11 protein-coding genes are annotated in these 11,518 nt (G+C 64.4%); 6 read left to right on the plus strand and 5 right to left on the minus strand.

The window, feature by feature from the left end; all coding sequences use genetic code 11:
- Both IVA92_RS01975 and IVA92_RS01980 read right to left on the minus strand, forming a co-directional pair.
- Positions 1 to 1,542, minus strand: a complete 1,542-nt coding sequence (locus IVA92_RS01975; protein WP_247280028.1) for an alkaline phosphatase D family protein — start codon at positions 1,540 to 1,542, stop codon at positions 1 to 3.
- 102 nt (positions 1,543 to 1,644) lie between these two features.
- On the minus strand, positions 1,645 to 3,090 hold the full coding sequence (locus tag IVA92_RS01980; protein WP_247280029.1) for a TAXI family TRAP transporter solute-binding subunit: 1,446 nt from the start codon (positions 3,088 to 3,090) through the stop codon (positions 1,645 to 1,647).
- A 153-nt stretch (positions 3,091 to 3,243) separates the two neighbouring features.
- On the opposite strand from IVA92_RS01980, the gene IVA92_RS01985 reads away from it, so the two are divergent.
- Together IVA92_RS01985 and IVA92_RS01990 are read left to right on the plus strand one after the other, a co-directional pair.
- Positions 3,244 to 3,534, plus strand: a complete 291-nt coding sequence (locus IVA92_RS01985) for a 4a-hydroxytetrahydrobiopterin dehydratase (protein ID WP_247280030.1) — start codon at positions 3,244 to 3,246, stop codon at positions 3,532 to 3,534.
- Between the two features lie 98 nt (positions 3,535 to 3,632).
- Positions 3,633 to 4,010 carry a YkvA family protein gene (locus tag IVA92_RS01990; protein WP_247280031.1) on the plus strand — a complete coding sequence of 126 codons (378 nt, stop codon included), beginning with the start codon at positions 3,633 to 3,635 and terminating at the stop codon, positions 4,008 to 4,010.
- 8 nt (positions 4,011 to 4,018) lie between these two features.
- Here IVA92_RS01990 and IVA92_RS01995 read toward each other — a convergent pair whose 3' ends face one another.
- The 3 genes from IVA92_RS01995 to IVA92_RS02005 all read right to left on the minus strand — a co-directional run bounded on the left by IVA92_RS01995 (position 4,019) and on the right by IVA92_RS02005 (position 7,318).
- Positions 4,019 to 5,176 carry a TAXI family TRAP transporter solute-binding subunit gene (locus IVA92_RS01995; protein ID WP_247280032.1) on the minus strand — a complete coding sequence of 386 codons (1,158 nt, stop codon included), beginning with the start codon at positions 5,174 to 5,176 and terminating at the stop codon, positions 4,019 to 4,021.
- A 19-nt stretch (positions 5,177 to 5,195) separates the two neighbouring features.
- Positions 5,196 to 6,050 (minus strand): hypothetical protein, encoded by an 855-nt coding sequence (locus IVA92_RS02000; protein WP_247280033.1) that lies wholly within the window; start codon positions 6,048 to 6,050, stop codon positions 5,196 to 5,198.
- A gap of 293 nt (positions 6,051 to 6,343) precedes the next feature.
- Entirely contained in the window at positions 6,344 to 7,318 is a 975-nt protein-coding gene (locus IVA92_RS02005; protein WP_091882886.1) for an NADPH:quinone oxidoreductase family protein, read from the minus strand.
- 261 nt (positions 7,319 to 7,579) lie between these two features.
- Between IVA92_RS02005 and IVA92_RS02010 the strand changes: the two genes are divergently transcribed.
- From IVA92_RS02010 to IVA92_RS02025, 4 genes are all read left to right on the plus strand, one after another.
- On the plus strand, positions 7,580 to 8,419 hold the full coding sequence (locus IVA92_RS02010; RefSeq protein WP_247280034.1) for an SDR family oxidoreductase: 840 nt from the start codon (positions 7,580 to 7,582) through the stop codon (positions 8,417 to 8,419).
- Positions 8,420 to 8,533: 114 nt separating this feature from the next.
- Positions 8,534 to 9,181, plus strand: a complete 648-nt coding sequence (locus tag IVA92_RS02015; RefSeq protein WP_247280035.1) for an invasion associated locus B family protein — start codon at positions 8,534 to 8,536, stop codon at positions 9,179 to 9,181.
- 184 nt (positions 9,182 to 9,365) lie between these two features.
- Positions 9,366 to 10,568, plus strand: coding sequence for a 23S rRNA (adenine(2503)-C(2))-methyltransferase RlmN (gene rlmN, locus IVA92_RS02020; RefSeq protein ID WP_247280036.1), 1,203 nt, complete (start codon positions 9,366 to 9,368; stop codon positions 10,566 to 10,568).
- Positions 10,569 to 10,731: 163 nt separating this feature from the next.
- Positions 10,732 to 11,226: a hypothetical protein gene (locus IVA92_RS02025; RefSeq protein WP_247280037.1), complete on the plus strand. Its 495-nt coding sequence runs from the start codon at positions 10,732 to 10,734 to the stop codon at positions 11,224 to 11,226.
- Positions 11,227 to 11,518: the final 292 nt, after the last annotated feature.

The raw sequence follows: 11,518 nt of genomic DNA on the forward strand, positions 1-11,518 counted from the left end.
TCAGGCAGATTTCGGGTCGAGCGTGGTCGACCACAGCGCCACGTCGGCCCGGTCGCGCAAGGTCACCGTCATCTGGCCGGAGGCGCCGTCGATCTTGACGTGGCCGAAGAACTGCATCCCGGCAGACGGCGGCAGGTTCTGGCTGTCCTTGCCGGGTGCCTTGACGAAGCGCACCTCCGGCCCAAAGGTGTTGTCGAGCGCGTTCGGACCGAAAGTGCCCGCATGCAGCGGACCCGAGACGAACTCCCAGAACGGCTCGAAATCCTGGAATTGCGCCTTGTTCGGATCGTAATAATGCGCGGCGGCGTAGTGTACGTCCGCGGTCAGCCACACCGTGTTGCTGATCGGCGCCATCTTGATGAAGCGAAGGATGTCCGCGATCTCGAACTCGCGGCCGCGTACCGGGCCGTCGCCTTGCGCAATCGCTTCCGATCCGCCTTTCGGCGTGTCCGCGACGATGAGACTGAGCGGCATGTCTGAGGCGATCACCTTCCAGGTCGCGCGCGAATTCAACAGGCCGCGCTTGAGCCAGGCGATCTGGTCGGGTCCGAGGAAGTGGCTGGCCGGTCCGTATTCCGTTTCCAGATTGGCGCCGTTCGCGCCGCGATAGCTGCGCTCGTCGAGCACGAACACGTCGAGATGCGGGCCGTAGGAGATCTGGCGATAGATCCGGCCCGGCTCAGTGATGCTCTCGCGCATCGGATACATCTCGTGGAAGGCGCGCGAGGCGCGCGCGGCGAGCAGCGTGATGTCGCGGACTTTGTATGACGCCGGCAACTCCTTCGACAGCGACCAGTTGTTGGTGACCTCGTGGTCATCCCACTGCACGAAGATCGGCACGTCGGCATTGAAGCCGCGGAGGTTGTCGTCGGTCAGATTGTATTTGTGCGCGGCGCGGTACTCGTCGAGCGTCTCCGCGACCTTGGCCTTCTCGGGGATCGTGACGTTCTTCCAGATCTTGCCGTCGGCGAGCTTCACCTCGGATTGGACGAGGCTGTCGGCGTAGATCGTATCGCCCGAGTGCAGGAAGAAGTCCGGACGATGCTTGCGCATCGCGGCGAAGGTGAACATGCCGCCGTCGTCGGGGTTGATGCCCCAGCCCTGGCCGGCGACGTCGCCACCCCAGACGAAGCTGACATCGCGGCGGTCGGCCGGCGCGGTGCGGAAGCGGCCGGTCACCGGCTCGCCCTCGACCGCGCTATGCGAGAGATCACGGAAGCGCACGCGATAGAAGATGTCCTGTCCGCTCGGCAGGTTCTCGATCAGCATTTTGGCCGTGAAGTCGCTCTCGGGCAGCGCCGCGATCGGCGGCAGCGCGCGAGCGTCCCTGAACGACTCCGTCGTCGCCACCTCGACCAGCATCTGAGCCGGCCGGTCGGTGCGTGCCCATACCACGCCGCCGTCGACCGTGACGTCGCCTGATTGTACGCCATGGGTGACCGCAGGCCGGTCAGCCGCTCGCGACAGATAAGGCATCGCGATCGTGCCAAGCGCGCCGGCGCTGGTAGTGAGGAAACGGCGGCGTGAGAATGTGATGTTCATGGACGGTCCCGATTTCGCCAGGGACGGGTGCCTTGCGGCAGCCGCCACGATGAAATCAGACCCTATATTGAGACAATGTGACGCAGCAATAACGCGCAGGCGCTACGCGTTGCCGGCGGCTCTGAATTGCGTGCCCGTGCGTGGCGGGGTCTGCGGCAGGCTGAACAGCACCGCCTTACGGTCGGCGACGGCGGCATGGAATTGGTCGAGTGCGATGTTGAAGGCGGTGAGCGCGGCCTCCTCGATCGCACCGTGATCGAAGCAGCGCAGCGTGTCGCGCAAAATCACATCGGCTTCGGCCTGCATCTGGTCAAGCTCTTCGGTCGTCTCGCTCTTGCGGGCCGCCGTGATCATGTCGAGCAGGCGTTCGCGCAAATGGCTGTTGTTGTCGCGCTCGTCCTTCTTCAGATAGCCGGCAAACCAGGCGCCGATCGAGCCCATGGCGGAGAGCGCCATCAGGCTCCACCAGATGTAGTCGCTGTATTTGTCGAGAAACGTCTTTTCCTCGCCGTCAACGAAGGCGGCGGCGCCGGGATGCACGGGGATCACCGCATCCTTGTCGGTGTCGGGCGTCTCGATCTTCGCCGCCAGCGGGAATTCCGTCACCAGTTGCTGGCGCACGGCGAACAGCTGCCGCGTGAATGCCGCGATGGTGGTTTCGGACACAGCTTTGCGCGCCACGATGTGGTGCGCAAAGCTGATGGTTTTGACCTCGTCGTCCGGACGGTCGGGTGAACCGCCATAGGCGCCGGCTGGAATCTCCGCGGATTCGTAGACCGGGTGGTTCTGCGCGATCGCGTCGGCGGAATCGATGGCGAGGAAAGTCGGCGTGCCGCCCTCTTTGACCGATGCAGAGATCGCGTCCGCCGTGATCTTGCTGTTGACCGGGCCGGCCGCGAGGTAGACGTCGGCCTTCTGGGCCTTGATCGCCTCGGCAACCTCGTTGGCCGGGAATTGCACGATCTCGACCTTGGCGGGATCGACGCCGTATTGCTGAAGGATCACCTTGAGCAGGTTGACGTTGGCCTGGGTGCGGCCGACGACACCGATGCGATGCCCGGCGAGTTGTGCCACCTTGGTGATCTTGGCGCCCTTCTTCTTGCCCTTGCCCGCTACGGCCCACAGCACCACGACATTCTTGCGCAGCGTCGCGACCGCCTGCGCGTTCTTCGGCACATCGAGGTCGCCGCGCACGATGGCAAGATCGACCTTGCCTTCCGCGAGGGCATTGGCGCTGGCGGTGGCGCCGTCCGTCTGGATCGGGCGCAGCCGCACCTGGCTCTTGTTCTGCGTGAAAGCCTGGGTCAGCGCCTGCACGACCTTGACGTCATCGCTGCTGGCGGGACCAACCGCGATCTTCAGCGTCACCGGCCGCATCGCGAAGTAGTAACCGCCGGCGAGCGCACCGACGATCGCAAGCACGAGCGCCAGAGACACGAGCGCGGTCTTCCGCGCCGCGGATCGCGGCGAAGGCGGAGAGGGCGTTTCGGCCAGGTTCAGTCCCCCGGTCATCGATCTCCCAAACAGGCGCTTGAGGCTCAGTTTCATCTTCGCCGGCGATTTACGCCCGCAATTGTAGCAAATTTCTTGTCCGGCGGGGTTACATCTCCTTCATGGTTAGCGGGAATGGACGAAATCCCGTATGAACCCGGGCATCGACACGGTGTTAGGGTAAAGTTCCCCTGAACGACGGAGGCGATCATGGTAGAGCGGCTATCGGCGGAGGCGCGCAAGCAGGCGCTCGGCGGACTACCAGGCTGGGGCGAGGTGTCCGACCGCGACGCCATCGGGAAGACCTTCGTCTTCAAGGATTTCAACCAGGCCTTCGGCTTCATGACTCGCGCGGCGCTGGTCGCCGAGAAGATGGATCACCACCCCGAATGGCGCAACGTCTACAAGACGGTCGAGGTGGTGCTGTCGACCCATGACGCGGGCGGCGTTACTGCGCTCGATATCGAGCTGGCCAAGGCGATGAACGCCATCGCCGGCTGACACCTGGCTGACGTCTTGCAGCGCTTGGCATTATCCCCATCTTGTGATCAGCAGGCGACGCGGCGATCCGCCGCTCCGGCTGAAAGGGGAGTTTGAGCATGGCTGCGGAACACAGCGTCGGCTTTGAGCCCGCCGATCGGCTCGCGGAAGACCGGGAGGGCGTTCGCCGCCGCTTCTGGCGCAAGCTGAAGCGCGTTGCCGCGCAACTGCCGTTCGCCGAAGACCTGCTCGCGGCCTATTACTGCGCCTTCGACCGGCAGACGCCGCGCCATGTTCAGGCCTCGCTGCTGGGGGCGATCGCCTATTTCATCCTGCCATTCGACTTCGTCGCTGATGTGATGCCGATCCTCGGTTTCGCCGATGACGCCGCCGTGCTCGCCACCGCGATCCGCATGGTGGCCGGCCACATCACGAACGAGCACCGCGAGGCCGCCCGTGCCGCGCTGAAGCGCGGGGTGGATAAGGCGGAGGAGTGACGGCGCCACTACTTCTTTTCCCCCGCACGCGTCTTCTCCGCGTCCCATGCCTGGAATTGCTTGAATAGCGTCTCCTTGTCCGCATCGGACACCTGCGCGGCCGCCGGGCTCTGCTTCAGGAACGCTTCGAAGCGCTGGCGCGTCACCGGCTCGACGCCGTGCCGGTCGAGCCATTGCTGCGCCACCGGCAATCTGCTCCAGCCCGACAAAGGCGCCGCGAGCGAGACCTCCTTCCACTTGGGATGGAAGGGCGGGTTCTGGAGCGCGGGGAATTTGGTGAAGAACGCGTCAACGAACAGCGCGAGCTTGCGATAGCGCTCGGTGTTGGGCGCCCAGTTGTAGGCCGCGAGCACCGCAGGCACCGCGATCGTGTCCACGCTCTCGCCCTCCTTGATCAGGTTCGGATAGTCCTTGGCGGACAGCGTTGCTGGCAGATAGTCGCTCTGCAGCGGCTTTGCATAGTCGACCTTCGCAAGATGGAAGCGGCCGTCATTGCCGAAGGTCGAGACCGACTTGTACGGCTTGCCGCCGACCACGATGACGGCGTCGATCTCGCCGGCCTTCAGTTTCTCCATCGCGATGCGCTGCTCGACATAGACGAATTTCGCCTTGATCCCGAGCCGCTCGAACACGGTGAGCGCCGTGACGAAGGTGCCGCCGTTCGGTAGGTCCACGCTCACCGTCTTGTCTTCGAGGTCTTTGAGCGTCGCGACCGATCTTGGCGCGATCACCTGCATCTCCTCATTGTAGAGCTTGGTGACATAGGTGAACTGCTTCTTGATGTCCTTGGCAAAACCCTTGCGCTCGAGATAGTCGAGCGTGTCGGCACGCACGATTCCGAGATCGACACCTTGCAGGAACAGGATATCGGCGACGCTTTGCACCGAGCCGCGGCCGACGATCGGCAGCACGCGGATCTTGTTGCCGTCGTCGAGCACGGAAGCGAGGTCGGCGCCGAATTGCACATAGGTGCCGCCGATCGTGCCGGTGATCAGCGTGACCGTGTTGGCGTTCAGCGCCTGCTTGGTCGAGGTCGAGCCGAACTGGAAGATGGCCTTCAGGCCGTCAGAGACCTTGGCGGGATCGTATTCGGTCTGATCGGCGCGCGCCGCGAAGGCACAGATCGTCATGATGGCGGCAAGCGCCATTCCCAAAGCGTTACGCATGATGTTCCCTTGAAGCGGTCTAGTTCTGAAGCTGGGCGAGGCGCTGCCGCGCCTCCGCCGATCCGAGTGCCGCGGCCTTTTGGTACCAGTCGCGCGCGGCGGTCGCGTCAGCGGCGATGCGCCGCGCGTCGCTAGTGCCCAGCACGGCCGGGTCATAGGTCTGCGCCAGCAGGAACGCCGCTGCCGCATCCTGTGCATTGGCGGCGCGTTCGAGCAACAGGCGGGCCGCAACAATGTCGCCGATTCCCAACAGGCTCTTCGCGCGCGTCATCAGCCCGGCCAGCGTGTCGGCGTCGAGCGTCCTGGCGGGCGGAGGGGGCGCAGGCGGTGCCGCCACCGGCGCGGGCTGAGGCACAGGCGTGTGGGCTTGCAGCGCGCTCTGATAGGCGGTCGCGATCTCCTCGCGGCTCGGCGGTGCAGGAAGATCCTGCGCGTCAGCGCTCGCCAGGCGCGGCTCGGTCACGCGCGCCGAATCCTTGCGCGGGCTCTGCGGTACGGCCGACGGGTTGGCGGAGGCGACCGCCTGCTCCAGCGCGACGACTGCCGAGCCACCGGCATCGAAGATGCCGCGAAGATCGGACTGAAACAGCGCGGCCAGAATTGCCAGGATGGACGCCACGAGAACGGCTGCGAGACCGACCGCAAGAACGCGCGGCACAATTCTGACCCGGGGACGCAACTCCAGCGAGGTATATTCGTCCGGGTTCGGGGCACCGCGCGGATCGGACAGGAATAGTGGAATTGGGTCGTCGGGTGACAGATCGATCCGTGCGGCGCGCGCACGGATGTACGATGCGGTGGACGGATGTGATGCGGCTTGATCGGAATCGAATACCCTCGATTCCCTGGACGGACGGAACGCCGTCGTCTCCATGGTGATGCTCCCCAAGACTGACACGACGCGGGGCATACCGGTTTCAGTTTTTTTGTTGTTGTCCAGGAGCGCCCAGCAAACTGGAGCCGGTAAATCGCAACCTGAATCAGCCCAAAAAGCGACGACGGTTGGGGCGAATCGGGAAATATTTGGGTTTGATTCGGGCGAGGTTGTGGAATGCACCTCAATTTTGCCCGCGCTGGTTGAGGAGACCTTACCAGGTGGCCGTGTGCGAATGGGAGGCCATGAACTCAGCTGTCATGGCGCGGGTAATCGCGACAGCGCAGTCGCCATCACGGATGCAAGATCACCTTGCCCATCGCCTGACGTCCCGCGAGCACCTTCAACGCGTCCGCGGTCTGGGCCAGCGGGAAGGTGCGGTCGACATGCGAGGAGATCTTGCCTTCCGCCGTCCACTTCACGAGCTTCTCCAGATTGGCGCGATTCTTGGCCGGGTTGAGCCGGGTCCAGGCGCCCCAGAACACGCCGCGGATGTCGCAGCCCTTCAGCAGTGCGAGGTTCAGCGGCATCTTCGGAATGTCGCCGGCGGCGAAGCCGATCACGAGGAAACGACCCTCCCAGGCGATCGAGCGCAGCGCCTGCTCGGCGTAAGCACCGCCCACGGGATCGAAGATGATGTCGACGCCCTTGCCGTCGGTGAGCTTGCGCAAACCTTCCTTCAGATCCTCCTTGGCGTAGTTGAGCGTCAGTTCGGCGCCGTGCGCCCTGGCGAATTCGAGCTTCTCGTCCGACGAGGCGCAGGCGATCACCTTCAGGCCCATCAGCTTGCCGAGCTCGCAGGCAGCAAGGCCCGTGCCGCCGGCTGCGCCCAGTACCGCGAGCGTCTCGCCCGGCTTCGGACTGGCGCGATCCTCGAGCGCATGCAGCGCGGTGCCGTAGATGATGATGATGCCGGCCGCGCGATCATAGTCGAGATTGTCAGGGATCTTGACGATCGATGCCGCCGGCAGCGCGATCTTCTCGCGCGCGCCGTTGTGGCCGCAGGAGGCGACAACGCGATCGCCGACCTTCAGATCAGTGACGCCAGCGCCGATGCTCTCGATCACACCCGCGACTTCAGCGGCCGGCGAGAACGGGAACGGCGGCTTGATCTGATACTTGCCCTGAATCATCAGGATGTCGAAGAAGTTCAGCGCCGCCGCCTTGATCGCGATCACGGCCTCGCCCGGTCCTGCTACCGGATCCGGCACGTCAGCCAGAACGAGATCGTCGGGCTGGCAATATTGCGAGCAGAGGATGGCTTTCATGGCGGCACCTGGAGCGTTTCGAGTGGAATTATGATTGGCCCGGTTTTGCCGGATTTAGAGCAGCCGGACAATCCGGATTCTTTGTTGATCGTTCTGTTCGGCCTATCATCACGTCATTGCGAGCCAACGGGTCCGCGCCAAGCGCGGCCCGATGACAGGCTCCGCGACGCAATCCAGAGTCCGCCCTGCGGAAATAGTCTGGATTGCTTCGCCGCTTCGCTCCTCGCAATAACGAAATCCGCGGAGATAAGGATTCAAACGATGTTTGAAACAAACCTGCTTAACGGCAAGCGCATCCTCGTCACCGGCGGCGGCTCGGGCCTCGGCGCTGCGGTGGGCCGTCGCTTCCTCGCACTCGGCGCCGAGCTCGTGATCTGTGGCCGCAAGCTCGACCGGCTCGAGGCAACGGCGAGCGAGATGCGCAAAGAGACCGGTGGCAAGGTCACGACGATCGCCTGCGACGTTCGCGCCGGTGCGGCCGTCGACAACATGATGGATCAGATCTGGCGCGAGGCCCCGCTCGATATCCTCGTCAACAATGCTGCCGCGACCTTCATCGCGCAGAGCGAGCATCTCTCGTTCCGCGCCGCGGACGCGATCCTCGCGCCGACCCTGCATGGCGCGATGTATTGCACGCTCGCCGCCGGCAAGCGGTGGATCGAGGGTAAGCATGGCGGCGTCGTGCTCTCGATCCTCTCGACCTCGACCATCACCGGCCGCGCCTTCACCGTGCCTTCGGCGATGGCGAAGTCGGCGCTGCTGGCGATGACCAAAAGTCTCGCCGTGGAATGGGGTCCGAAGGGCATCCGAACCGTTGCCATCGCGCCGGGACCGTTCCCGACCGCGGGCGCGTCGGGGCAGCTCCGCCCCGAGGGGCGTGACGAAGGCTGGACCGCCCGCAACCCGCTGGGCCGCACCGGCGAGCACGGCGAACTTGCCGACCTCGCCAGCTTCCTGGTCTCGGACCGCGCCGGCTATATCAATGGCGAGATGGTGGTGATCGACGGGGGCGCGCATTTGCGCAGTTCCGGGGCCGAGGACCTGCTCGGCTGGACCGAGGCGCAATGGGCCGAGCAGCGCGCCGCGCGATCCCGAGCCTAGTGCTGACAACCCGCTAACTGCCTTCCCAAATTGGACTTTCCCGGCTATCCCTGCCGGGGGACAAAACACGGCCGGGCCATCTTCCAGTCACAATATTGAGGGAACCACTCCAGCATGTGGCGGGTGCTATCTTTCGTTTTGATGATCGGCATGATGACGTGCGGGATCGCCGATCTCGCGCGGGCGCAGACGCCGCAACCGGCGCCGAAGGCGGCACCAAAGCCGGCGCCGCCGGCGGCCCATCCGACTGCCAAGACGGCTGCAAAGCCAGAGAGCAAACCGGCGGCGGCGCCCGCGGCGGTTGCGGGCGGCGCGGAGCCGACCCTGATCGGCCAGTTCGGCACCTGGGGCGCCTATTCAGCCACGCCGAACGGCAAGAAGGTCTGTTTCGCGCTGGCCAAGCCCTCGTCGTCGAAGACCAACCCGCCGAACCGGCCGCGCGATCCTGCTTATGCGTTCGTGTCGACCCGGCCGGCCGAGAAGGTCAACAACGAAGTCTCGGTCATGATCGGCTATGCGCTGAAACCGGGCTCGGAATCGACGGCCGAGGTCGGCGGCGCTGCTTTCGCAATGTATACGCAGGGCGATGGTCTCTGGATCAAGAACGCGGCCGAGGAGGAGCGGATGGTCGAAGCCATGCGCAAATCCGCCGATCTCGTGGTCAAGGGGGTCTCGGCCAAGGGCACCGAGACGACCGACACCTTCTCGCTGAAGGGCCTCGCCCAGGCGCTCGATAAGATCGCCCAGGACTGCAAAAGATAGGATTGCAGGCGGTAAGGCTAAGTCATAGCCGCGGTCGCAATCGGCAGATCCGGTTGCTATATAGGGGCTGTTCCAGATTTCCCGTCATTCCGGGGCGATGCGCAGCATCGAACCCGGAATCTCGAGGTTCCGGGTCTGGTCCTCCGGACCATCCCGGAACGACAAAACCCATCAGGTCCACTCAATGCAACCGACGACCGAGCCGCACAACGCAATCCTGGTGGAGAAGACTCCGCTCGAAACTTATGTGCCGCCGGCGAGGCCCTCGCTGATCGGCCTGTCGCGTGCCGAACTCGCCGATCGACTCGGCGAGATCGGCGTCGCACCGGCGCAACGCAAGATGCGGGTGCAGCAGCTGTGGCACTGGCTCTATTTCCGCGGCGCCCAGAGCTTTGACGAGATGACCTCGGTTTCCAAGGGCATTCGCGCCGAGCTCGCGCAGCATTTCACCGTCGACCGGCCCGAGGTCGTGGCCGAGCAGATCTCCAACGATGGCACCCGCAAATGGCTGCTGCGTCTGCCGAGCGGTGACAACATCCAGAAGGCGCATGAAGTCGAGTGCGTCTACATCCCCGAGACCGATCGCGGCACGCTCTGCGTCTCCTCGCAGGTCGGCTGCACCCTGAACTGCTCCTTCTGCCACACCGGCACCCAGCGCCTAGTGCGCAACCTCACCGCCGGCGAGATCGTGGGACAGGTGATGGTGGCGCGCGATCGCCTCAACGATTGGGCCGATCGCGAAGACGGCACGCGCCGCGTCACCAACATCGTGATGATGGGCATGGGCGAGCCGCTCTACAATTTCGATGCGGTGCGCGATGCGCTGCTGATCGTCGGCGACAATGAAGGCGTCGGCATCTCCCGCCGCCGCATCACGCTGTCGACCTCGGGCGTGGTGCCGAATATCGTGCGTGCGGGCGAGGAGATCGGCGTGATGCTCGCGATCTCGCTGCATGCGGTGCGCGACGAATTGCGCAATGAGCTCGTGCCGCTCAATCGCAAATATCCGATCAAGGAACTGCTGCAGGCCTGCCGCGACTATCCCGGCGCCTCGAACGCGCGCCGCATCACCTTCGAATATGTGATGCTCAAGGGCGTCAACGATTCGCTCGACGATGCAAAACTTCTGGTGAAGCTGCTAAAGGGCATTCCGGCCAAGATCAACCTCATCCCGTTCAATCCCTGGCCCGGCACCGCCTATGAATGCTCGGACTGGGATCAGATCGAGAAGTTCTCCGAATACATCTTCAATGCCGGCTATTCATCCCCGGTTCGCACCCCGCGCGGCCGCGACATCCTCGCGGCCTGCGGCCAGCTCAAGTCAGAGACGGAGAAGCTCTCGGCGCGTGAACGCCAGGCGCTGCGTGCGATGGCGATGACGGATTGACAGGTAATCCCTGCGCCTTCGCATCCGCGTCATTGCGAGCGCAGCGAAGCAATCCAGAATCTTTCCGCGGAGGCAGTCTGGATTGCTTCGTCGCGGAGCCTGTCATCCGGCCCGCCGAAGGCGGGACCGGCTTGCTCCTCGCAATGACGGTGAGGCTGACGTCATGTCCCTGATCGGCCGCCTCGTCGTCATCTTCATCGGCTTTCTCGTCGCCTGTTTCGTCGGCGGCATGATCGTCGTCGTCGCGCTGCTGTTTCCGGAATTCGCCGATCTCGGCGCAGGTCCCGTCGATCAGGGCACGATCGACATCCTGCTCGGCTTCGGCTTCATCTTCGTCTCGGGCTTCGCGCTGGTGCCGGCGGCGGTGATCGTCGCGATCACCGAGGCGCTCTATATCCGCAGCGCGCTGGCTTACGCCGTCGGCGGCGGCCTTGTCGGGCTCGCCTGCTATCTCGGTCTCGTCCCCTTCCACGGCGATACGTTCCAATTCGAGGGTATCGTGCGGCGCCACCTGGAGATCATGACGGGCGCGGGCATCGTCGCCGGCGTGGTCTACTGGCTGATCGCTGGCCGCAATGCAGGCGCCTGGCGCGATCCGCCGCCTTCGCACCGGTCCCCACCTCCGCTGCCGTCGAATTCCAGGCCCGATGCGCGGTGACTTCTTACCCTCCTCTGAAGGGCGAGGGTCGGATCTCATCATCGATGCGATCCGGGGTGGGGTGACAGACTATCGGCGACGGCGGTGTTGAGGATTCGAGCTTGCGGACAGGCGAGAGACCATTTGTGCGGCTTCACCCCACCTCGCTCGCGCTTCGCGCGATCGATCCTCCCCCTCCAGGGGAGGATGGGGACCGGTCCAAACCGGCTACATGGGTAACAGACTAGACCGGCGACATGGGTAACAGGTCAACTATTCGGCAAGGAGGGCTTGCCGATGGCTTGGAAGGAGA

It is taken from the genome of Bradyrhizobium sp. 154 (assembly GCF_023073875.1).
Lineage (GTDB): Bacteria > Pseudomonadota > Alphaproteobacteria > Rhizobiales > Xanthobacteraceae > Bradyrhizobium.

What these genes read in the sequence shown, in the direction of transcription:
- IVA92_RS01975 (WP_247280028.1), bottom strand. Translation starts at nt 1,542, where the DNA reads ATGAACATCACATTCTCACGCCGCCGTTTCCTCACTACCAGCGCCGGC.
- IVA92_RS01980 (WP_247280029.1), bottom strand. Translation starts at nt 3,090, where the DNA reads ATGAAACTGAGCCTCAAGCGCCTGTTTGGGAGATCGATGACCGGGGGA.
- IVA92_RS01985 (WP_247280030.1), top strand. Translation starts at nt 3,244, where the DNA reads ATGGTAGAGCGGCTATCGGCGGAGGCGCGCAAGCAGGCGCTCGGCGGA.
- IVA92_RS01990 (WP_247280031.1), top strand. Translation starts at nt 3,633, where the DNA reads ATGGCTGCGGAACACAGCGTCGGCTTTGAGCCCGCCGATCGGCTCGCG.
- IVA92_RS01995 (WP_247280032.1), bottom strand. Translation starts at nt 5,176, where the DNA reads ATGCGTAACGCTTTGGGAATGGCGCTTGCCGCCATCATGACGATCTGT.
- IVA92_RS02000 (WP_247280033.1), bottom strand. Translation starts at nt 6,050, where the DNA reads ATGGAGACGACGGCGTTCCGTCCGTCCAGGGAATCGAGGGTATTCGAT.
- IVA92_RS02005 (WP_091882886.1), bottom strand. Translation starts at nt 7,318, where the DNA reads ATGAAAGCCATCCTCTGCTCGCAATATTGCCAGCCCGACGATCTCGTT.
- IVA92_RS02010 (WP_247280034.1), top strand. Translation starts at nt 7,580, where the DNA reads ATGTTTGAAACAAACCTGCTTAACGGCAAGCGCATCCTCGTCACCGGC.
- IVA92_RS02015 (WP_247280035.1), top strand. Translation starts at nt 8,534, where the DNA reads ATGTGGCGGGTGCTATCTTTCGTTTTGATGATCGGCATGATGACGTGC.
- rlmN (WP_247280036.1), top strand. Translation starts at nt 9,366, where the DNA reads ATGCAACCGACGACCGAGCCGCACAACGCAATCCTGGTGGAGAAGACT.
- IVA92_RS02025 (WP_247280037.1), top strand. Translation starts at nt 10,732, where the DNA reads ATGTCCCTGATCGGCCGCCTCGTCGTCATCTTCATCGGCTTTCTCGTC.